Source organism: Algibacter sp. L3A6 (assembly GCF_009796825.1).
Classification (GTDB): Bacteria; Bacteroidota; Bacteroidia; order Flavobacteriales; family Flavobacteriaceae; genus Algibacter.
This window is the reverse complement of sequence record NZ_CP047030.1, coordinates 3,756,025-3,779,623: the sequence shown is the minus strand read 5'-3', so window position 1 is coordinate 3,779,623 and position 23,599 is coordinate 3,756,025. Positions and strand designations below refer to the sequence as shown.

The following is a 23,599-nucleotide window of genomic DNA, read 5'->3' as shown; positions in this document are numbered from 1 at the left end:
TACTTTTTTTTTGCTTAATACTTACAAAACCTGTTTTAAAATGCGAATAATTAACCTTAATTAATCTGATGAAATGCCAACTCGTATCTACATTCTTAGCTTATTAAGATATCTGCGTAGTATTTTATTTCATATCACTGATACTTATATTTTAATAAGAAGAATCTAAATATTATCTTAGTCAAGTATAAAAGACTACATTTTATTTTAAACCTTAATAAGTCGAATGAAAGCAGATCACCAGGACCACGCGAAATCAATTTCAGAAACAAGTTTCAGTCAAGAAGAAAAAGATAAAATCATAGAACGTCAACTGCGTTTTCAAGACTTATTAATTAATATTTCTACAACGTATATTAATTCCGATTTATCGGATATTGATAAACTTCTAGAAAAATCACTTAAGCAAATTTGCGAGTTTGTAGAATCGGATAGAAGCTACATATTCTCCTACGATTTTGTAAACAATACAACCTCCAACACCTATGAATGGTGCGCAGAAGGTATTGAGCCAGAAATAGAGCATCTACAAAATATACCCATAGATCATATTACACATTGGTTAGAGGCTCATAAAAAAGGAGAAGCTTTCTTTGTTGAAGATGTGAGTTTATTACCCGACGATGGTGAGTTTGGTTTAAAAGCCATTTTAGAACCTCAAGGCATAAAAAGTTTAATTACTATTCCTAAAATTAAGAACAATGAGTTAATCGGTTTTATTGGTTTTGACTCCGTTAAAAAGATTAATAAATACAACGATAAAGAAAAGGAAATTCTTTTTGTTTTCGCAAACATGTTGGTAAATGTTAAGCAGCGAAAAGAAAATGAAGACCAAATAAAAGAACAAGAAAAGAAAAAAGAAGAGTTACTAAAAAGCTTATCACAACAAAATGTAGAGCTAAATGAATACGCCCACGTAGTATCTCACGATTTAAAAGCGCCATTAATAAATATACATACTTTGGTAGGTTGGTTTATGTACGACCATAAAGATAAAGTATCAAAAGAGGATATGAAACCACTAGAACAAGCTTTGTTTAATGTGGAAAAAATGGACTTTTTAATCAAGGGTATTTTAGATTACTCTACCGTAGATCGTTTAGAATCTGAAGATAAACATGTTGATTTCAATGAAATGATCGACGATGTTCTTCAAACCGTTTTAACACCAAGCGATACAACCATAACAGTTCAAGAAAACCTACCAACGTTGTTCGGAAATACTTGGAGATTTAAGCAAGTTTTTCAAAACTTAATTCAAAATGCTATTAAGTATAGTGATAAAGATAACGGCATTATTGATGTTGGATATTCCGAAAAGCCAGAGCATTACGAGTTTTATGTAAAGGATAATGGTATGGGGATTAAAGCAGATTATTTCGATAAAATATTTAAAGTATTTACTAAACTAGAAAGCACTGGAGCTTCTTCTGGTATTGGACTTTCTATTGTTAAAAAGATTATCACATATTACAATGGTTCTATTTGGTTAGAAAGTGAAGAGGGTATTGGTTCTACGTTTTTCTTTACTCTTCCGAAAAGTTAATCGTATTAGTTTATAATCAGTGTTTTAAATAGTTCCTTCAAGGTTCTAAATAATCATACACTTCAAGTTTATCTTTTTCAATAAGAAGATAAATCAATTAGGCAATGCAAATTTATTCAAAATTCATGGCCTTAATTACTTGCTCCAATTTTGAAAATCTTCTAATAATTCAACTAGTTTCTTATAATTAGTCTTATATTCACCACTTTTAATCGCTGATAAACGTATTTAATCGATTAAAATAATGAAATGAATATTGATTTTAACTAAATTATCAAACCCCAAGACATGAAGAAACACTTAATTTCAAACCTTCTATTAGTATCTGTAGTATTCGTCCTTTTTGGATGTACTAAAGATGAAACAGAAAAAGAAACTCTAGATACTGAAATTGTTATTACAGTTGAAGATTTCGCGACAGCCATAGACGAAAACGAAGAAAACGAAACCAGTTTAGGTACCGTAACAGCAAGTGCGAACGAAGGCGATATAACTTTCAGTATTAAATCTCAAACAGTAGATGGCGCAGTAAGTATTAACCCGACTACTGGCGAACTTTTAATTGCTGATAACACGGCATTCGATTATGAAGCAAATACCGAAATTACTGGAGTTATAGAAGCTAAAGTTAATACAGAAACCGAAGATATTAATTTCACCATCACGATAAATGATGTTTTAGATTCTAGCTTAGTCATTACTTCCGATTCAGCTTTTACTATTGAAGAAAACGCGGCTACAGGTACAGTTATCGCAGTAGTAACTGTAACAACAGATAGTAATGAGGCATTAGTTTTCAGTATGGAAAGCGTAAGCATAGATGGTGCTATTGAAATCGACCCTTCTACGGGAGAAATTAGAGTTCTAGATAGTAGTTTGTTAGATTTTGAAACCTTACCGGAAATAATAACAACTATTGTAGTAACCTTAAAAAACACAGATATCATTTTTGCTCAAGAAATAACAATTGGTTTAATCGATGTTATAGAAGCTTTAACAGCGAGTACGTTTGCAGGTTCTACTGAAGGGTACGTAGATGGAGATATTTCTATAGCAACTTTTAACAGACCAACAGGAATGGCTACCGATGCTGCTGGAAATATTTATGTTACCGAATACGGAAACCACACCGTTAGAAAAATTACACCAGCTGGCTTAGTTTCAACTTTAGTAGGTGGTGTTAATGGTTTTGCAGATGGCACAGGAACCGACGCTAAATTATTCCGTCCAACAGATATTATTATGGGTGTAGATGGTTTTCTATACGTTGCAGATAGCTCCAACAACAGAATTCGTAAAGTAAGTTTAGCCGGAGTAGTTACAACTTTTGCTGGTGGCTCTTCTGGCTTTGTAGATGGTATGGGTACCGCTGCTAAATTCAACAAGCCTTCTGGCTTAACTACAGATGCTGATGGTAACATTTATGTAGCCGATTTAGAAAACCAAAGTGTCAGAAAAATTACAACTGCAGGTTTAGTGAGTACGCTAGCAGGAGGAACCGAAGGTTATAATGATGGTGCAGGTAGCAGCGCTCAATTTAAAGATCCAAGAGCCATTGTATTAAGTAACAATAACGAATTAATGGTTACCGATCAATTTGGTCGTACAGTTAGAAAAGTAACTTTAGCTGGTGTTGTAACTGTTTTTGCAGGTAATGGTGTTTCTGGTTCTAGCGATGGCGTTGGAACAAGTAGCAGTTTTGGTGTGCCAAACGGAATTACTATCGATAATGATGGTAATTTATTAGTTTCTGATAGATCGGAACATAACATTAGAAAAATATCGCCAAATGCAGAAGTAACAACTATTGCAGGTACACGTTCATTAGGTAGTGATGATGGTGTTGCATCTCAAGCGACATTTTACAATCCTGCAGGTATGTTAGTAACTGCAGACGGTACAATCTATATTGCAGATTATGATAATCACAGAATTAGAGTTTTAAAATAATACAAAACCTCAATTTATTTCATATTAAAAAACCTATTAAAGCTAACGTTTTAATAGGTTTTTTCTTTTTAATATATCTTGTGCCAGACAACCACTTTTTAGTGGTTAAATCTATTCTATTTATAATTTAATCGAAATAAGACTGCAATTCCTTTTTTAAGTTTTGCCATTGATCTTTATCTCCAGTAATCACTTGTCCGACTTCTTTTAACTTAGACGTTCCGAAACCAATAGCTTCTTTAACACCTATATGTGGCGGTAAAGACAAGGCGCCACTACTAACCACAGCATCAATAATAAATGGCTTTTTACTATGTTTTGCTTGTATTATAGCCGCATCAATATCTTTGGCATGTTCCACGCGCACACCATCGCCACCACAGAGTTTGGCATATTCAGCAAAATTCATATTGGTTTCATGCAAAGCATCTAAACTGGCAGCAAGACCAACCTGTTCCATTTCTAGCTTTACAAAACTAAGTTCGGAGTTATTAAAAATCAATACTTTTATAGGGAGCTCATACCTAACAGCTGTAATAAAATCTTGCATCGCCATATTAAAAGCACCATCACCACTTAAACACCAAATCTCTTTATCCGGATTTGCCATTTGTGCTCCAATAGCCGACGGCAAACCAACAGCCATAGAACCATGATTAAAAGAACCAATTAAACGTCTCTGTTTATTGAACGAAATATGATGCGCTGCCCAAATAGCCGAAGTTCCAGTTTCCACGGTAAAAATAGCATCGCTAGAAGCATGTTCATTTACTAAATCGGCAAATATTTGTGGATGCAAAGGTTCGTTTTCACGTGTAGGCGAGGCCTGTTCCTTCATATTCTGTCTCCAATTATTAAAACTCTCTTTTAATTTATCCATAAATTGAGAATCTTCCTTTTGATTTATCTTCGGATTAAGCAGCTCTAAAAACGATGAAATATCACTCCAAACACCCAAAGTTACGGCTGTTCTATTTCCTATATTTTCTTGTCTAATATCAACCTGAATAGTTTTAGTATCATGTGGAAGAAAATCTATATACGGAAAATCTGTACCCAACATCAATAATAAATCACACTTCATCACGGCATTGTAACCTGATGGATTACCTATTAAACCTGTAAGTCCCACCACATTTTCGGTATCATGATCAAACACATCACTAGCACGCAAACTATGCGTAATGGGCGCGTTTAGTCGCTTAGATAAAGTAATTACAGCCTCACGACTTTCACGGCAACCATCACCAGCCAAAATACCAACTGTTTTGGCATTGTTTATTAAATGTGCCGCTTCTAGAATCACAGCTTCATCGGGAACCAAATGCGATTTATATTTTAGTATTGGGTGTATAAATTGATTGTTTTCAGCTTTCATTTCTGCAACATTAGCCGCTAATTCAATTCTACAAACAGCATTATTAGCCATAGCAATTTTAATAGCACGTTGTATCACCATAGGCGCCTGCTCGGGCGTTTCAATAATAGCCTGATAATCGCAAACATCATCAAAAACCTTCTTTAAATCTACCTCCTGAAAAAAGCTCGTCCCTTGTTGTTTTTGGTTTATTTGTCCAGTAATGGCAATAACGGGCGTACGTTCTTTTTTAGCATTATAAAGTCCGTTAATTAAGTGCAACGCACCAGGGCCAACAGTTCCCGCACAAACAGCCAGATTTCCTGTTGTTTGGCTATCACCAAAAGCAGCGAAAGATGCATTACCTTCATGTTTCATTCCTATCCAATCTACGCCATCGCGCTGTTCTATTGCTTTTACAAAAAAGTTAAGGGCATCGCCAGTAACTCCATATACTTTCTTTACGCCAACACTCAATAAAATATCAAGTAATTGTTCTGATACATTTTTAGACATAATTTAATGTTTTTAGGTTTATATTTTATTTACCAATACCACTTTGGCATTCGTAAACTAGATTATTATAAAATTCCAAATTGGGGTTATTTTCCTATTATTTTAACGGTTACAATACCAAATACAATATGTCCAATAAGCATGGCTATTAATCGCATAGGCATGCTACCATCCATAGGTGGCATTTCGAAAACAATCCCCATTAATTTCATACCAATTTGGGCAACCACCACAGCAGCAATACCAAATACAACACCTTTTATCCAAGTGTTTTGTATGTTAACACTCGGTGCAAAAACATAGCTATAACCAAAAGCTAAAAGTATGCCCATCACAAAGTGTAAAATCCAGCCTTCTACTAAGGAAACAATCAATGCACTTGATAGTATTTTCCAAGGCGCCATTTCGGGCATCCCTATGTTTGGAGCCATAAGCATAATAATTGTCATGGCTGCGGTTGCTATAATACCTGCGAATACTGATTTTGAAATAGTTTTATTCATTGTAATTCTAATTTTAAAAATTTATGATTCTTTCTTCAATGTGATTTTAATAATGAATGCTGAGTTTTGAGTGAAGCTAAAGCCGAAAACAAACAAGTTCTTTTATTAAAGTATTGATTATAAGTTGCAAGTTAGCCGAAGTACGAGATACGGATTGCCTCGTACCATTTCATTATTGCTCCATTTAAAAAGGATAATACATGTCTGTTTTTTAAATAGGATGTATGAATATGAAGGAAACCAGCAGTATTAAACCTGTAGTTTCAACGGAAAGATATTGTAGAAAACCATGATAAACCTATATAAACTAATAATTTACAAGGAGTAATATAATCACTTAAAAATCAATTTATTATGAATTTTAGATGTTAATAATCAAAGAAGATGAAAATGAACAAAACCCTAAGTAAAATCTGTCCACAAAAAAAACCTTACTCTAATTAAAGAACAAGGTTTTTTTATGATGTTTTAAAAGTGCAGACTACTATTTATAGGCACGTTTTTTAAACTTATAAGTAATACCAAAGTTAATTCCGAAAGAAGAATATGGCACCTTTTGAGATAGCTTTTTAGAATCATCGGTATTGGTATTCGATAAATTATCGACATACGTTGTTTTTCTAACCGTACCATCTGGTAAGTTATCTAGCGAGTAAAAACCCTCTACAGCAACCGTTCCATCAGGCAGTACAATATTGGTATTAAACTCAGCAAGTTCCGAGTCTTTACGCTTTAAACTAATACCGTAATATTCGGCCTCTACAAACAAACTGAAATTAGAATCTAAATCGAATTTATAACCCAAAGCACCAACAAAACCTAACGGAAAATGCCCGTGAAAATCTTCAGTGTAATTCGTTTCAGAATACGATCCCTCTGGCACACCAAAAGCATCGGCTTCAGCTTCCGAAAACACCGCTTTTCTATACACCACAGCTTCCGTTTTTCCGCCTAATTTTAATAAGGCTCCAAAACGACCGTAAATGTTATTAGTAAATTTATACACCACAGATGTCGATGCTCCAAAAGCACGGGCTCTAGCCACGGCATTTATATCGGTACTAGGCGTATTAACCTCAGATACCGTTTGGTCTGTACCTTGTAAATACCCAAAACTTAAATCGGCACCGAAAGACTCATTAAAAAAGTAAGTTCCTCTTATCTGCACATTGGCTCCTTCGCCATAACTCCCGTAAGAGTTCCCTGTTTCCGAAACGTTTACCGTTTCTCCTAATTTCATTCCTGCACTAGCAAAGGCGTAACCTGTACTCACCGAAACCTGAACTTGGGCATAAGCCAAACCGCTCATTACAACAGCTGTAAGTGCTAAAATTTTATGTTTCATGACCTTCTTTTTTTTAAGTATTAATTTAATAAAAAAAGACTGAAAAATCAGACGTTTTTGCCCTTAATTTCAATCGATGGCAAATATACTTTTTTTATAAGATTAGTTAGATGTATTAAACATAAAGATTATCAAGCCAATTAGATAATTCATTCTGCTAATTTTATTAACTATTCTTCTCTGAATTAGTATAGCTTAGTAATGAGTAATTTAGAAGATCTTTATACCATTACACTTATGTATAACTTTAAAACTAAGATAACCTATTAACAAAGTATTCTACATAAATAATGTAGTGTTTTTCATGTGATTGAGTAGGAGGGAAGCTTTAATATGTATAGAATATTACTAAATTTGGCGTACAAAAAAAGTGACACTTCTATTAATAGAAATATCACTTTTTTTATTTAAGAAGATAACCAATCTTCAAACTATAAGCCCAATATTAATTTGAAGCTATAATTTCATCAATTTTCAATCTGAAATCAAGATTTTTTACGTCTTGAGAATCAATAAATGTTTCAGAATCTGAACCTTTAGAATAGACATTAAAGAATAAGCTGTTACCGTACCAATTCTCTAAATCTTCATTGTTAGGTTTGTTTTTTATAAAAATATTTCCATTACTGTTATTGAAATACATTTCTCTAAACTTTAGCTTATTTAAGTTTTCAGTAGATAACTCAATTTCATTATCTATTATTACAGCTGGATTAAATCCAGAAATAACACTTTTACGCATATCTAAAGAAGCATCTTTAGATATATAGATACCTTCTTTTACTAAGCCTATTTCAATAGCTGAAGCTAAATCGTTACTTAAATTAATTATCGACATATTTTCAGCAGTAACCAATGTGGATTTTTTTGAATAATCTACTTCTTCTTTTTTGTTATAAGATGAAATAGACATAGATCTAGATTCTTCTGAACCTGAAACATAAGGAGAGCGTATAGCTAATGAGTTTGTTATGTTACATTGGGTACCATAATTAAAATCAAAATCATTACCATTACTTCTATAAGAAACCATTTTATCTAAATTAACGACTCCTCCAATAACATTAAAAGAATTTCCTTTACAGTAAGTCACCATAATGTTTTCCAAGACAGTTTCGCTTCCTACACCGGCCAAAGTTACACCACTGAAATAACCATTATCTTTAGTTCTTTTTCCTGCGTACTCTATTCTTACATATTTCAAAACACCTGAATTACTTCTAGTATTTTCTCCTCCATAAAGAGCATTTTGATTGGATACTTGTTGAAAACCATATTTTACATTAGATACACCACCCATTTGATTAATAGGAGCATCACCAAGAATAAATAATCCACCCCAATCACCACTCTTCTTAATATCTTTACTTGACGTAAAAACAATAGGATCTGTTTCTTGACCTTCAGCAATTAAAGTTGATCCTTTACTAATAATTAGAGAACCATTAGATTCAGAATCTCCCATTATAATAGTACCTGGTTCTATAGTAAGTGTTGCGTTTCCTGTTACAAAAACATTTCCTACTAATAAATAAATTTCTCTTTTAGTTAACTTAGTATCTTCAGTAATGTTACCAGTTAAAATTTGACTAGGTTGACCATAGTCATTTGTTTTAGGTTTAAAATCTGTCCAATAACTAAGCCAGTTATCATTACCGATTATTCCTTTTTCTTGCTGCGCATAGATACAGCCCACGAATAACATAGTTATAAGTATTAATGCTTTTTGGGTTAAGTTTTTCATAGTTTTTATTTATTCATTACGACGTAATCAAGATTAATACCAAATTCAGAATTAATCTAGAAAACAACTTTATCATGATTTGAGGGCTTAATGATAAAATATTTCAGCGTAATAATTAGAGAGATATTTAAAAGTTGTTCTATTTATAAGACACCTTTAAATTTAATAAGTCACAATTTTAATTTTATATTTATTATTAACTGGCACAAAAATATTTTAAATTATTGAGAATTGCTTTTAAAATTAGTTGAACGGTTGTAAACAATAGTTGAATAGATAAACGGTTAATAAAAAAAGCATAATAAATGCGTTTTATTAAAAAGTTATACTTTAATAAATTAAAAAAAAGGGGGGGGGTATAGTTTTTTTTTGTTGAAATAAAATAACACTAATCTATTTGTTAATAGCTATTTAATAAGTTAATAAGTGAAGGATTACTTTAAATAAGCAGATAAGAATATTAGAACAACTATGCTCTGTTACATAGCAATTAAAACACTTTCTTAATTATTTAATATTTACATTTTTTCACCGCCTCTGTGGATATAATATAAAAACTTTGATTAATCATTTTTTAATATATAACGATGTTACGAATTCTAGATTAACCCCAACGAATTCTAAAACCCACTTAGATTAGCATCGTTTCTCTTTTAGATTTGATGTATAAATAACAACAATCTAAAAAATAAAACCATGAAATACTTAGTTACACTCTTACTTTTTTGTTCCATCTCTTTAGGCTTTGCTCAAAATAATGATAGTCCATATTTATCAGTTTCAACTAAAGATGCTGTAATTTCTTTAAAATCATCTAAGACAGCAGTCGAAATTTCAGGAACTATAGCTCATGTTAAGCTTACTCAAGTCTATCAAAATAAAGGGGAATCGCCCATAGAAGCTAAATATGTTTTTCCGTTGTCTACTCAAGCCGCAGTACATAAAATGCAGATGACGGTTGGCAATCGTATTATAAAGGCTAAAATTTTTGAGAAACAAGAAGCTCAAAAAGTATATGAAACGGCTGTAAAAGAAGGAAAACGAGCAGCTAAACTAGACCAACACAGACCTAATGTTTTCCTAATGAATGTGGGGAATATTATGCCTAACGATGAAATTACTATTGCTATCTATTATACCGAATTATTAGTTCCTATTAATGGCACTTATCAATTTGTAGCTCCAGCAGTAGTTGGTCCAAGATTTACAGGAGAAAGCGAACATTCAGAAGCTGCTTTTAATTCGCCATATACTTCAAAAGGAGCGGCAAGTACTTTTGATTATGATATTAAAGTATCACTTAATGCTGGCATGATTATTCAAAATATAAATAGCAGCAGCCACCAAGTAAATATTAATTATCCAGATCCAAAAACAGCCGAAATATTTTTATCAAAAAGTAATAAAAACCCTGGGAACAGAGATTTTATTTTAGACTATAACCTTCGTGGCAAAAGTATACAATCTGGTTTATTGTTATATGAACATGGCGATGAGAACTTCTTTGCGCTACAAATGGAACCAACAAACAAAATTAATTTTAAAGATATTCCATCTAGAGAATACCTTTTTATTGTTGATGTTTCGGGTTCTATGAACGGTTATCCTTTAGAAGTTTCAAAAGAACTCATGAGAAATTTACTTTGTGATCTTAGAGCTACAGATACTTTTAACGTTCAGTTATTTGCTTCTAGCTCTACTGTTTTCAGTACAAATTCAGTTGAAGTCAATGAAAAAAATATAGAAGCTGCTATTCTTTTTCTTTCTGAAGGACAAGGCGGAGGCGGTACAGAGTTGCTTAGCGCATTAAAATTAGCATACAAACTACCAAGAAAAGATCCAAGCAGTGCGCGTTCAATGGTTGTAATAACAGACGGTTATGTAAGTATAGAAAAGGAAGCTTTCGAGCTTATTAAAAAGAATCTAGATCAAGCCAATGTATTCACTTTTGGAATAGGTTCTAGCGTAAATCGATATTTAATAGAAGGTATGGCCAAGGTTTCTAATAGCGAGTCTTTTATAGCCACCTCAAAAACAGAAGCTTTAGAAACAGCAAAAGCTTTTAAAAATTATATAGAAACCCCTTTATTAACACAAGTAAAACTTAAAGCCAAAGGGTTTGAAATCTACAAGATGGCTCCAAACAGTATTCCTGATGTTTTTGCTGCTAGACCTGTGCTTGTTTATGGAAAATACCATGGTAAACCAGAAGGCAGCATAATAATTACTGGTTATCAAGGTAAGAAAAAATTCAAACAAGAATTCAAGGTCTCTTCTAAGAATGTAAGCGCTAAAAACAAAGCTTTACGCTATTTATGGGCAAGAAAAAAAATTGAAGAACTAGACGATTATAATAAGTTGTTTTCGGATGATGTCAAGCAAGATGTTATAGACTTAGGAATAAAATACAATCTAGTAACCAATTACACTTCTTTTGTAGCTGTAGATGAAACCATTGTTAACGAGGATGGCACATTAGAAACGATAAAACAACCGCTTCCAATGCCTAAAAACGTAAATAATTCGGCTGTTGGAGCAGAAGCAGAAGTCTCTAAAAAAACCACATTCAAAAAGTCTTTTTCTATAACAATCAATGAAAACCTATTGAAAATCGATAAAAGAAAGATTAAAATGGAATTTAAAGCATTGTACACAACTTTAGTAACCAAATACTTAAAACAATATGATAGCCTGCGTATTAAATTTAATGCCGAAGGTGAAATTACAGAAATTGAAGTTCTAGATCATGGCACCTGGGTTTATGCTTCATCTGTTTTTAAAGAGTTTACGGGTTTATCTGTAAAAACATTAAATGTGAGTAGAAGTATAACTTTAACCTTAAAAAGATGATAAAAACCGTTTTAAAAATAGCAGTTGTATCATGTATCGCGTTAAATATTTATATGATTTTAGTAAGATGTGATTACATTGATTTTTATTCAAATACTGAATCAGAACAAACCCGAGATAGTGTGTATAATTTTAAACAACAAAACACAAAAGCAGATTGTAACCTTGATTTAGAATATCAATATGAGGAATTTGTAGAATAATAGTTTAACGATTAATTTTTTTTAATTGAAGTTGTTATTCTGAATAGAAAATAAAACCGTTATCACCCCATAATTTCAAAAACCAGAAGAACCTGTAAGGCTTAAAAACTTTGCAGGTTTTCTTTTTATAGACCTAGTAAAATGATGATAAATAACGATCAAAACAAGTGTAACCGATCAATAATTAACGAATTCTAGTTTATAGCTAACGGATACTAGAAGCGACCAAAAAAACCCTTAGTTCTCCCTTAATTTTGAGGTATAGAAACATAACAACCTAATATATATACCATGAAAAATCTAATTATTCTTTTAATCACAGTAATCAGTTTTCAGTTTACAAGCGCGCAAGAGTTTAATAAAACAAACAAATATACTGTTGCAAATAGAATGGATACCAAGCAACAAGAATATGCTACAGCACTGTTCGATATTGTAGCAACAGATGATGCTTCTGTGAAAGTAGCAACTTTAAGCATTCTAGATCTTGATCTTTTTGAAGATGTTACTATTACGTTATTAATAGATCCTAATCTGGATAACATTAATGAAATTATAAAAGTAGACATCAATTATAGTACATGTTGCTACCATGCCGAAACTCATTATTACATGATAACGGATACTAACGATTCTATTTCATTACCATATATAGAAAACGAATTTTGCGAGAATACAACAACAGAAGTTCAATATATATTCCCAGCACAAAAACATGGTAAAGAAGCCATAATACTTAAAACAGAGGTCAGCTTTACAGAAAAACATACTATTAAAGATCTTAAAGTTCTACAAAGTTTCGCGTGGAATGATGATGACTTTAACGACAACGAATCAGTAGCCTATTCAGGCATTGACAATAATTAATATTAATCTTTAAATTTATTCAAAATGAAAAATGTACAAAACAGTATCCTAGGATTATGCCTAGTAGCAATGTCAACCATGTTTGGCCAAACAGAACCACAAGTAAATTTTGCAACAGCAACACCAAGTACCACGGTAAGCAAAGTAACTTATGAATACTTACTTGCAGACCACGTTTACTTACGTGAAAATCCATCTATAAAGGGAAAGGCAGTAGCATTATTACCTATTGGAACCAAAATGGTTATAGAAGAAAAAAGTGAACGTGAAGATACCTTAGATGGTATTAAAAGCAACTGGTATCGCGTAAGTATAGGTAACGACTCTGGTTGGGTTTGGGGCGGTTTAATAGCTCAAAAAACCTTTGGGAGTGAAGCAAGCCACAACGTAAAATTTGCTTATGGTTTTGAAAGCGCTACCGTAAATGAAGCAGGCGAAATTGAACAAAAACATCAATTAAGAGCTTTTAAAAACGGCGTTCAAATTGATAAAATTGTTTTCAACGGACATCAATCTAAAGCTTTAGAAATGAAAAATATTGGAAACAAAGGCTTGTTTAATGTTGAAGATATTATCGCTCTTGATATTCCTGCTACCGAAGGAAATGAAAATAAAGGCAAAATGTACATTTTTTGGAATAACGGAAAATTTACAAACGTAGCCAGTTTAATAGATCACTGCGATACATCTTACAGTAAAACAGAATCTTTTGTTTTTCCATCAGATATGGAAGGTGTAAAAAGCAGATTGGTTTTAGAAACCTTTATTACAGATCATAAAACAATAGCTAAAAATGAAACCGCTAAGGAAGATAAAAAACTAATTATTAGTGAGTATAAATGGAATGGATACAAATTAGTTAAAGTTGAGGATACGCCAGAAAGCACGGAAGATTTAGTAGCTAGTGAGCATTTAGATCCTATTAATTTCTAAAAAAGTATTAATGAAACTATATCCAATATTAATCTTTTTAATTCTAATATTAGGCTGCAAGAAGCCGTTTTCGCAAACACCGGAAACGGCACTTGCTTTGCCTATAGAATTTACAGAACAGACAGAATCTATTGTTTTTATAGCTGGCTTTGATGAAGGTGACAACACCTATTACACCAATGCAAAACACTATTTTGAAGCACAAGATATACAGGTTGTAGATCATTTATTTTCAATAGAAGAAATCATTAGCTTTCTCAATAAAACTACTGGTAAAACATACGTTAAAATTCACATTGTAAGCCATAGTAATCCTTGGTTAGGCATGTCTTTAAAAACAACAAGAAAAGGTGAACGCATTACGGTAGAAACCTTATCTGAATTCAAAAATGATATTCCTATTTTAAAATCAGGTATAAATAATAGCACACAAATTGTTTTTCATTCTTGTGGTTTAGGAGAGAATAAAGTGCTTTTACAGGCATTAAAACAAGTATTTACAACAGTAGAATCACCAAAAATAATTGCGTCTTCATATTTTAATGTATTTGGAGGTAAATATGCAGGACACTATTTAGCAAAACCATATTACGGTTATTACCCAACAGCCGAATCTCCAGGTCCAGCAGCACTTTCAAAAGATTTTAAAGCGAGTTATCCACAGACTAAAATAGATTGGTTTACAGCATTAAAAACAAGAAAAGAAACAAGTTTAGGAGGTATTTATAGCTATAAATTTAATATTCCTGTAGAATGGGAATTTACTTTTATTGATAAATCAGAAATTCCAGAACTTAGTGATAAAGACGCTATTATGGATTGGGTTTCCGAGTCTTCAGAAATGGCAACTATTTTATATCATCTAAATATTCCTATAGAAAAATACCGTTGGAAAAGTGAAATCCATGGCAATAAACTTCTTATTAAAGGAAAAACAACAGTGCTTTGTGTATTACAGCCCATTTTACAGAAAGATGATGCAACAGAATATAGAAACACAGCAATAAACGATACTAGTTTATACCAAACAATATAAAATACAATTCACTCTTAAAAATTAGATAAAAAATGGACCCAAAAAAAATATTTACAACCATATTAATATGGTTACCGTCAGTAATAATAACGTTGTTTTTTATACCTAACGCTTTAGATAAAATATTGCATTCTAGTGAAATGAATAAAATTGTTTCAAATAATGCCATACTCATTATTACAGGTATATTTCTATTAATAGCGACAGCTTTATTTTTGTATAACAGAACGATTGTCATCGGAACCATGCTATTAGCGCTTTACATGACGCTTATTGTCTTTATTCATATGTACAAAGGAAAACCGTATGACGTTGCAATTCTAATTGTTATGGCTACCATATTTGCAGCATATATTAGAAGTCCGTTTACTTTTCAACAAAAACGAAATTATTAATTTGAATAAAATCGGAAACTAGAGAAGTATTTACCAATTCAGTTAAAAATGAATGAGGGTTTAATACCTAAATGGAAGAGAGTAAATCTAAAAAAAGTTTATATTTAACCGAAATTGCAACTCTTATCCAATATAACTTTTAACCTAATTATTGTAATTTAAAAAACGCTAGAAAACAAAACATCATTTGAGCAAAAAACACACTACATATTTTCTTTTATTCCTACTTTTTGTAAGCTCCATAATTAGCGCGCAAAACAGTCAATTACGATCGTATTCCATAGAAGATGGTTTACCACAATCTCAAGTATACGATATTGTTCAAGATGAAATTGGTTACTTATGGTTAGGCACACAAGGAGGCGGACTTTGTAATTTTGATGGCACCAATTTTTCTGTTTGGAACGAGAATGATGGACTACTTTCCAATTATATTCATGCGTTATACACGAGTAATGATAGCCTATATATTGGAACAAATCTCGGGTTATCTATTAAAATAAAAAATAACTTTTCAAACTTTAAAAGTCCGCAAGTCAATCATTTTTATAAATCAGAAAAAGGACTTTATCTAGGAACAAAACAAGGGGTATACAGTTATTCTAACACCAAAAAACTAAAAAAACTAAGCATAAACACAGACATTGATTCCAGTATAGTAAACGCTATTGTTTTCGATGGTACGTTTTATTGGATAGCAACTAACACCGGACTTTGGAAAACAAATAAGCTTGAGGGCACGGGCATCCAAATAGAAAAAATTGAAGAAAACAATTTCAAATCTGTAGTTTATAATAACCATAAAATATTTGCAGCAACTTATAGAGATGGTATTTTAATACTAGATCCAAAAGGTAATGAAGCACCTATTTTATTACGAGAACCACTTGGTATTAATGCCATGGAAATTCATAATAAAAATGAATTATGGGTGGCAACAGATAATGATGGCATAAGCATTATAGATACCCAAAATTATGCCGAAAAAAGAAACATAAACAAATCCAAAGGGCTTTCGGTTTCTCATATTAGAAAAACGTTTACCGATAGACAATCTAATATTTGGATCGCCACATCTGGCGGTGGTTTTTATAAATATTTCCAAAATAATTTTCAACATTTCGATGCATCATCGGGCTTAAAAGGTAATCGTATTTATGCTGTACATCATGCAAAAAATAGCCTTTGGATATCGAGTTCCGAAGCTGGTTTAACACAAATAGATACGTTAGGGATTCATCATATTCCTAAAATTAAAGGCTTTTCGAATATAAAAATAAAGACCATAACTAGTGACGATTATGGAAATATTTGGGCCGGATCCGACGGTAATGGTGTACTTTTAAGAACCACGAAAACCGTAGATAGTTTAGTTCCCGATTATAGCGATTCTTTAAACGTTGTCACAAAAGTATTCACCAAAACAGTAATTAAAAACAAGGTTCTAAATTCAGAAAACGGATTTCCATTCGATTGGATTCGTAAGCTTGTTAAAGGACAAAACACCATGTGGGCAGCAACTTATTCTAGTGGTATTATACAGTTTAATTACGATAATGAAAGGGATAGTTTAGTTATCAAAAAAAGATATGGTAAAAAATCTGGCATCACCGATTTATACATAAAAGACATCGCATTAGATAACCAAAACAGATTATGGTACGCCACACAAACAGGTCTTTTAGGTTATATTCAAGATGGCAAACAAACAGCTTTAGGAGCTGTTTTAAATCAGCAAACGACTATAAGAACGTTGTTGTTTCATCAAGATAAATTGTTTCTAGGAACAGCCGGAAAAGGTATTTGGGTTTCAGAAATTAGCGATAACACCCCAATTTTCAAACCTTTAAAAGGAGCGAAAAAAATGTCTTCAGAAAATATATATCAATTAATATTTGATAATCAAGGTTATTTATGGGCAGGCACAGAACGCGGTGTAGATAAAATTCAATTAAACCAAGATAGCGATATTGAAGACATCTATCATTTTGGAAGAAACGATGGTTTTCTAGGTATAGAAACTTGTTTAAATGCCGTAGATAAAGATGATAAAGGCCACCTTTGGTTTGGTGCGCTTTATGGCTTAACCGAATACATACCAAGTGCTGCTAGCAAAAGTACTTTAAAACCCGAAATCTATTTTAAAGATGTGCAAGTTGCTTATAAAAGTGTCGATACTATAAACCTAAAGGCTTGGACTAATACAAACAAAGTTCTAAACTTAACCCCAACCCAAACTCAATTAAGTTTTGCCTATAGAAGTGTGGATATCGATCATCCAAATCAAATAGAATATCGGTCTAAATTAAACCAAAACGCGTGGAGCCCGTGGTCTAAAGAGAACAAACAAAACTTTGCAGGTTTAGCTTATGGTGCGCATCAATTTTCTGTACAATCTAGAAATTACAGATGGGAGGAAAGCACACCCATAAAATTCAATTTTTTTATCGATAGTCCGTTATACAAAAAAGCAGCATTCCAATGGGCTGTAATAGGCTTTGCTCTCTTGCTTTTATTAGTTTTAGGTTGGCTATACATTAGAAGAATAAGATTAAAAAACAAAGCGGATAAAGCACAATTGCAAATAAAAAACGACCTGCTTACTTTAGAACATAAGGCGTTGCAATTGCAAATGAATCCGCATTTTATCTTTAATGTACTAAATGGTATAAAAGCCATGGCCATTAACAAACCAGATAAAATGAATGCCACAATAAATAGTTTTGCAACCTTACTTAGAGAAACGCTAAATAACTCCAGAAAAGACCAGATTACTTTAGGGCAAGAAATTAAAACCATACGCCATTATATTACCGTAGAGCAGTTAATGGCAGCAAAACCGTTTACGTTTACAATTACCAGTAACTGCGAACTCGATCCAGAAGAAATACTTGTGCCACCCATGTTAATTCAGCCTTTTGTAGAAAACGCAATTCGCCATGGTATTTTAAAAGGCGACAAAGCAGGAGTGCTTCAAATTGAATTTAATACTACCGAACATTATTTGCATTGTACAGTAATCGATAATGGTATTGGTATTTTTAAATCTCAGGAGACAAAAATAAAAACAGACCATCAATCTATGGCGCTTACTGTTACAAAAGAGCGTTTAACATCCATTTCGGGCGAAAATGCACTGCAGATTACCGAAATTAAAAATGATGATGGTACTATTGGCGGAACAAATATTACTTTTAAAATTCCTTTATTAACAGATTATTAGAGAACCTATGCTTACAGCCATTATTGTAGAAGACATGATTGATGCTTTACAGCTTTTAAAAAGCGATTTAGAAACCAGGCATCCCGAAGTTGAAATTATAGCCACCGCACAAAGTGTTGTAGAAGCAGCAAAGGTTTTACGTAAAAAACAACCCGATATTCTATTTTTAGATATTATGTTAGGCGATGGAACTGGTTTTGATATTCTAGAGATTTTTCCAGATTTAAAATCGAAAATTATCTTTGTAACAGCCAGTGATGAGTTTGCAATTAGAGCCTTTAAATTTGCGGCTATAGATTATGTTTTAAAGCCGTACGCTTACGAGGAATTGGATTTGGCTGTAGATCGCGCTAAAAAGCAAATACAACCTAATAAGGAACGATTAACCATTTTAAAAGAAACACTTTCTGCTCCAGAACAAAAGCCAGATAAAATATCGTTACACACACTAGATAAAATTATTATTGTGAGTTTAGATGATATTATCCGTTGTGAATCTGATAGTAATAATACCATTTTTCATCTTCAAGACAAGCGTAAAGTATTTGTAACCAAAACATTGAAGTATTTTGCAGACATGTTAAAAAGTTACGATTTTATCAGAATTCACCAAAGTCACTTGGTTAATTTAGATTATGTTAGTGAATACATAAAATCCGATGGCGGTTATTTAATGCTGAAAAATGGCGAAAATGTACCGGTTTCTGTTCGGAAGAAAACCGAAATTATTGAGATTTTAGATACGATGCATAGGTGAGTGGGTAATTTTTTTAATGACACCTTTGTCTTTAATTTCAATCGCTGGCAGATATACTTTTTTTGCTTGAAAATAGGTAAGGAGTGATGGGGTTTGTTTTTGAGAAGTTATTTTAAATAAAAATCATACGATTACGGGTTTCCGTAAAGTAATTTCTACAAATTGTAATATATTTAGACACTCCCAAGTTGATTATGCTTAATATCTCTTTTGCTTCTATTCGAATTTAGAATTGGTGTTAAAATTTATTGTTTAAAATTTTAAATAACTAATACAATGTCATTTTTCATAAATAATAAAAAACATTTTAATTTAGAGGTAAATAAGAATAAAATAGGGTTTAGAAAATGTCAAAAAGGAGCAGTTTGGGCTGTTAAAAGCTATTACACAAAAACTAATAAACCTGCACTAATCAGCATGCCAACCGGCTCAGGGAAAACAGCTTTAATGATTGCTATATGCTTTGAGTTAGAGATAAAAAAAGTTTTAATAATTACACCTTCTGTTGTTATTAGAAAACAGATTTTTGATGTTTTTAATGAAATGGAAATATTAAAAACTCTAGGTGTATTTAATAGTGAAGAAAAGCCAAAAGTAAATAATCATATAGGGTATTTAAAAACTGAAAATGATTGGATAAAAGCAACTAAATCTTATGATGTGGTTGTTTGAACTCCACATAGTTGTTCTTCTGAAATGAAAGAAAACGTAGTTCCTCCAAAGAATTTATTTGATTTAATAATTATTGATGAAGCCCATCATACTCCTGCTAAAATTTACGAAAGCGCTTTTAAAGATTTTAAAGATTCAAAAATTATTTTATTAACAGCAACTCCATTTAGGAGAGATAGAAAAAGAATTCAAGGTGAGTTAATTTATCACTATCCAATAGCAGAAGCGATAAAAAATAAAATATATAGACCTGTAATTTTTAAAAATGTAGAAACGAACAATGGAAAAAGTCAAGAAAAAGATTCTCTTTTAGCAAATGCTGCGATAGAAAATTTGAGAAATGAGCAAAAAAATAATCCAAATGCTCAATTATTAATCAAAACTAGAAAAATTGATTCAGCAAAAGATTTAAAAAAAATATATGAAGCTAAAGGAATATCGGTTGGTTTAATTCATAGTAAGAATACAACTAAACAGAACGAAGATTGTTTGATTAAGTGTAAAAAAGGCGAATTAGAAAGTTTAATAGCTGTTGGTATGATTGGTGAAGGTTTAGATATACCAACATTGAAAATAAGTGTATTACATGATATACCGAGAACCTTACCTACAACTATTCAATTCATTGGTCGAATTTCAAGAGTACATAAAAATCAAACAGGAAATGCAATTTTAATTGCAGATAAAAACTATGTGAAAGGTGAGGTTAAGAAATTATATTATTTTGATAAGTCATGGGATGAATTAATTCCTGGTTTAGTTGAAGAAATTGTTATGAATTCACCTTTATTCCCAAATTCAGAACCAAGTGAGTTAAATCCATTAGGTATATCTCCTAATGATTTAAAACCATTCTTTAGTACCAAAATCTATAAGACAAAAGTTGGTTTTGAATTTAAAAAAGGTTTTCATAAAAAAATGCCTTCAGGAATTGATTTAGTTTTCACTCATCAAGAAGATGTTAATTCTCCTTTGATATTAATTACAAAACATAAGAAAACATTGCCTTGGGGAAAAGATTCAGCCTTATTTCAAGAGAATTATGATTTACATATTTTATATTTAATTGATGATTTTTTATTTGAAAGTACGACTTCTGATTTGATTTTAAACTATATGAAATCTAAACTATTTGACACAAAAAAATATAAAATTGTTCCTGCATCAAATATTAGAAATGGATTAAGTGATAATACTATTGGCCAGTACTTTATGGTTGGTATGTCAAATATTTACGGAAGTGGAGCATCAAATCCAACGTATAAAATGTTAATGGGATTAGAGGTAGAGTCTGCAGTTAAACATTCTGATGGTGCTGTATTTTCTTTTGGTCATGCGTTATCAAGAATAGACGAAAATGAAACTAGAGGTATTGCTGTAAATAATGGTCGAATATGGGCCATTAAAAGAAAAAGTGTTAAAGAATTTTCAATTTGGTGTCAACATATTTATTCACTTATTAAGTTAGGCAATAATGAATCTAAAATTCCTAGAATGTCAAATTTAGCTAATTTTAAATCTGTTGAAAAATTCGAAGATAATCCTGTTTCTATTCAATTAGATAGTGTTTGTTTCCAAATGGCAATAGTTGATATTACAAAAGGTGATAAAAATTATGAAAGTTTTATTCCTGAAATTATTTTTGATAATTTATTAAATAATAATAAAAAAATTGAATGTTCACTTATTGTAGAAAAAGATGAGCTAGCAAAAATTCACTTTGACTTCGACAATGAACAAAAATGGGTTGTTAACTCAGATACAGAAATTAATATATTTATAGATATTCCTGATAAAGACCCAATAAAGACTAGTATTGAAGACTTTATAAATGCATATCCACCATTAATAATATTCCAAAATGCTAAAAGTTTAAGAGGTACTACATTGTTTGAGCCAAAAATTAAGGAACAAAAATTTGATAGGACTTTATTTAAAGCAATAGATGGTGGTTGGGATGAAACGGATATAAAGAAAGAAGCAGAAGAACCTACAGAGCCAGGTAAAATTTATAATGTACAACAAAAGACTATTAAAGTAATAACTGATAGTTCTGATTATCTAGATAATGATATTATAGTTATTGATGATGGAGCAGGAGAAATGGCTGATATAATATGGTTTTCAGTAGATAAAAAAATCATTCACTTTTTTCATTGCAAATATTCTTCTACAGATAAATCAGGAGCAAATATGAGAAATATAACAGAATTATTACAACAGGCATTGAGAAATTGTATTTGGATAAGGTCTAGTTTCATAATTAAACAATTATTGAATAGAGTAAATAAAACTCAAAATTCAAGAATACTAGAGGATAAATATGATGAATTAAATGAATTACATGATGATTTTATTCCTACAGATTGGGATTATAATGTTTATTTGGTTCAACCAGGTCTTTCTAAATCGGCTGTTTTTATAGAGAATATGACAAATGTAGAAAAACTACTTTTAATTTTAGATGATAGGCTTCAAAGTTCAGGGTGTAATCTTAAGATTTGGGCATCTTCTTAAAAATTATGCTCCTAGGCTAATTTATTTAGATATGTTGCCATTTTAATAATTATTCAAGATTCTAATATTCTCCACATCCAAACACTCCAATCCCCAACCAAGTAATGTTCCATCACTTTCTGCGACCAAAGGCTGCATCAATCGTATAGTTTGTACTTTTGTAAACACAAATTATTTCAGCAATTATAGAAAGCCTACATGCAACAACAACATAATAAACTCAATATATTTAAGAGCGTAAATTTCAATAAAGGGATTTACGTTTCTTTGTTTCAATTAATACTTCTAGTTTCCGTTTTTACTCAGGTTTCAGTGGGCGCACAAGTAAAAGACACGCGTTTACCCATCATTATTGATGCCGATACCGCCAATGAAGTCGACGATCTTTATGCTATTGTTAGAGCTATTAAAGAACCGAGTTTTAATGTTTTGGGGATTACTTCGGCACAGTTTCATACATCGCCATTGGCAACCGAAAACACCGTACAAGAAAGCCAAGATATTAACGAAAAGATATTGAACTTAATGGGGAATTACAGCATTCCGTTACCACTAGGAAGTAATGTACCGATAACCAATAGTACAGAACCAGCGAGTTCTCCGGCATCAAACTTCATTGTTAAAATGGCGCATAAATTACCCGCTGGCGAAAAGCTAAACGTGGTTATTTTAGGATCGAGCACCAATGTGGCGAGTGCTATTTTAGAAGATCCATCGATTATAGAAAAACTAAAAGTGCATTATCTTGGTTTTTGGCATACTGTAGAAACCAACGTCTATAACAAGAAGGAATTCAATACAGGCAACGACCCCAAAGCGGTGGATATTCTTCTAAATACCGAAGGTCTAGATTTAAGTATCATGACGGCAACAACCAGTCAGCACTTGGTGTTTACTAAAACAGAAGTAGATGCGCAATTAAAAAACAAAGGCGGTATTGCCGATTATTTAATAAACCGATGGGACACTTATGAGCGTTGGTGGACCAAAGACGACCCAGAAAAGAAAAGCTGGATTATGTGGGATGTTGCTATTATTGAAGCACTTGCACATCCTGAATTATCGAAAATTGAGACCTTTTTAACGCCTCCAGAAAACACGCCTCGCTTAATAAACATCCATACAAAAATAGAGGTAGACCTTATGAAAACGGATTTCTGGCAAAGCTTAAATAAAAAATAACCT

General features: G+C 31.9%; 16 protein-coding genes and 1 pseudogene. 13 read left to right on the top strand and 4 right to left on the bottom strand.

What is annotated here, in order from left to right; genetic code table 11:
* Window positions 1-226: 226 nt before the first annotated feature.
* Together GQR98_RS15695 and GQR98_RS15690 are read left to right on the top strand one after the other, a co-directional pair.
* Window positions 227-1,546, top strand: coding sequence for an ATP-binding protein (locus tag GQR98_RS15695; protein WP_159020361.1), 1,320 nt, complete (start codon window positions 227-229; stop codon window positions 1,544-1,546).
* Window positions 1,547-1,834: 288 nt separating this feature from the next.
* Window positions 1,835-3,496 (top strand): hypothetical protein, encoded by a 1,662-nt coding sequence (locus GQR98_RS15690; protein ID WP_159020359.1) that lies wholly within the window; start codon window positions 1,835-1,837, stop codon window positions 3,494-3,496.
* 127 nt (window positions 3,497-3,623) lie between these two features.
* On the opposite strand, the gene GQR98_RS15685 is transcribed toward GQR98_RS15690, so the two are convergent.
* The 4 genes from GQR98_RS15685 to GQR98_RS15670 all read right to left on the bottom strand — a co-directional run bounded on the left by GQR98_RS15685 (window position 3,624) and on the right by GQR98_RS15670 (window position 8,961).
* A complete protein-coding gene (locus GQR98_RS15685; RefSeq protein ID WP_159020357.1) occupies window positions 3,624-5,369 on the bottom strand; it encodes a thiamine pyrophosphate-dependent enzyme in 1,746 nt (581 codons plus the stop codon).
* A gap of 86 nt (window positions 5,370-5,455) precedes the next feature.
* Complete coding sequence (locus GQR98_RS15680; protein ID WP_159020356.1) at window positions 5,456-5,872, bottom strand: DUF6789 family protein; 417 nt, start codon at window positions 5,870-5,872, stop codon at window positions 5,456-5,458.
* 484 nt (window positions 5,873-6,356) lie between these two features.
* Window positions 6,357-7,217: an outer membrane beta-barrel protein gene (locus GQR98_RS15675; protein WP_159020354.1), complete on the bottom strand. Its 861-nt coding sequence runs from the start codon at window positions 7,215-7,217 to the stop codon at window positions 6,357-6,359.
* Window positions 7,218-7,662: 445 nt separating this feature from the next.
* Window positions 7,663-8,961 (bottom strand): hypothetical protein, encoded by a 1,299-nt coding sequence (locus GQR98_RS15670; RefSeq protein ID WP_159020353.1) that lies wholly within the window; start codon window positions 8,959-8,961, stop codon window positions 7,663-7,665.
* 696 nt (window positions 8,962-9,657) lie between these two features.
* Here GQR98_RS15670 and GQR98_RS15665 point away from each other — a divergent pair.
* From GQR98_RS15665 to GQR98_RS15615, 11 genes and pseudogenes are all read left to right on the top strand, one after another.
* On the top strand, window positions 9,658-11,811 hold the full coding sequence (locus GQR98_RS15665) for a VIT and vWA domain-containing protein (protein ID WP_159020351.1): 2,154 nt from the start codon (window positions 9,658-9,660) through the stop codon (window positions 11,809-11,811).
* The gene (locus GQR98_RS15660) at window positions 11,808-12,014 is read left to right on the top strand and encodes a hypothetical protein (RefSeq protein WP_159020349.1); all 207 of its coding nucleotides are present in this window, start codon (window positions 11,808-11,810) and stop codon (window positions 12,012-12,014) included. The genes GQR98_RS15665 and GQR98_RS15660 overlap by 4 nt, the downstream gene beginning before the upstream one ends.
* 291 nt (window positions 12,015-12,305) lie before the next feature.
* Window positions 12,306-12,881, top strand: a complete 576-nt coding sequence (locus GQR98_RS15655; protein WP_159020348.1) for a hypothetical protein — start codon at window positions 12,306-12,308, stop codon at window positions 12,879-12,881.
* Window positions 12,882-12,905: 24 nt separating this feature from the next.
* Window positions 12,906-13,814 carry an SH3 domain-containing protein gene (locus GQR98_RS15650; RefSeq protein WP_159020346.1) on the top strand — a complete coding sequence of 303 codons (909 nt, stop codon included), beginning with the start codon at window positions 12,906-12,908 and terminating at the stop codon, window positions 13,812-13,814.
* Window positions 13,815-13,824: 10 nt separating this feature from the next.
* Window positions 13,825-14,850, top strand: a complete 1,026-nt coding sequence (locus tag GQR98_RS15645) for a hypothetical protein (protein WP_159020345.1) — start codon at window positions 13,825-13,827, stop codon at window positions 14,848-14,850.
* A 32-nt stretch (window positions 14,851-14,882) separates the two neighbouring features.
* The gene (locus GQR98_RS15640; RefSeq protein WP_159020343.1) at window positions 14,883-15,245 is read left to right on the top strand and encodes a hypothetical protein; all 363 of its coding nucleotides are present in this window, start codon (window positions 14,883-14,885) and stop codon (window positions 15,243-15,245) included.
* A 187-nt stretch (window positions 15,246-15,432) separates the two neighbouring features.
* Complete coding sequence (locus GQR98_RS15635) at window positions 15,433-18,468, top strand: two-component regulator propeller domain-containing protein (RefSeq protein WP_159020341.1); 3,036 nt, start codon at window positions 15,433-15,435, stop codon at window positions 18,466-18,468.
* Window positions 18,469-18,475: 7 nt separating this feature from the next.
* Window positions 18,476-19,225, top strand: a complete 750-nt coding sequence (locus GQR98_RS15630) for a LytR/AlgR family response regulator transcription factor (protein ID WP_159020340.1) — start codon at window positions 18,476-18,478, stop codon at window positions 19,223-19,225.
* Between the two features lie 276 nt (window positions 19,226-19,501).
* Window positions 19,502-20,056: pseudogene (locus tag GQR98_RS15625) on the top strand (DEAD/DEAH box helicase family protein); the annotation flags it as partial.
* Window positions 20,057-20,230: 174 nt separating this feature from the next.
* Window positions 20,231-22,414, top strand: a complete 2,184-nt coding sequence (locus GQR98_RS15620) for a DEAD/DEAH box helicase (protein ID WP_317164235.1) — start codon at window positions 20,231-20,233, stop codon at window positions 22,412-22,414.
* Window positions 22,415-22,612: 198 nt separating this feature from the next.
* Window positions 22,613-23,596, top strand: a complete 984-nt coding sequence (locus tag GQR98_RS15615) for a nucleoside hydrolase (protein WP_159020335.1) — start codon at window positions 22,613-22,615, stop codon at window positions 23,594-23,596.
* Window positions 23,597-23,599 lie beyond the last annotated feature (3 nt).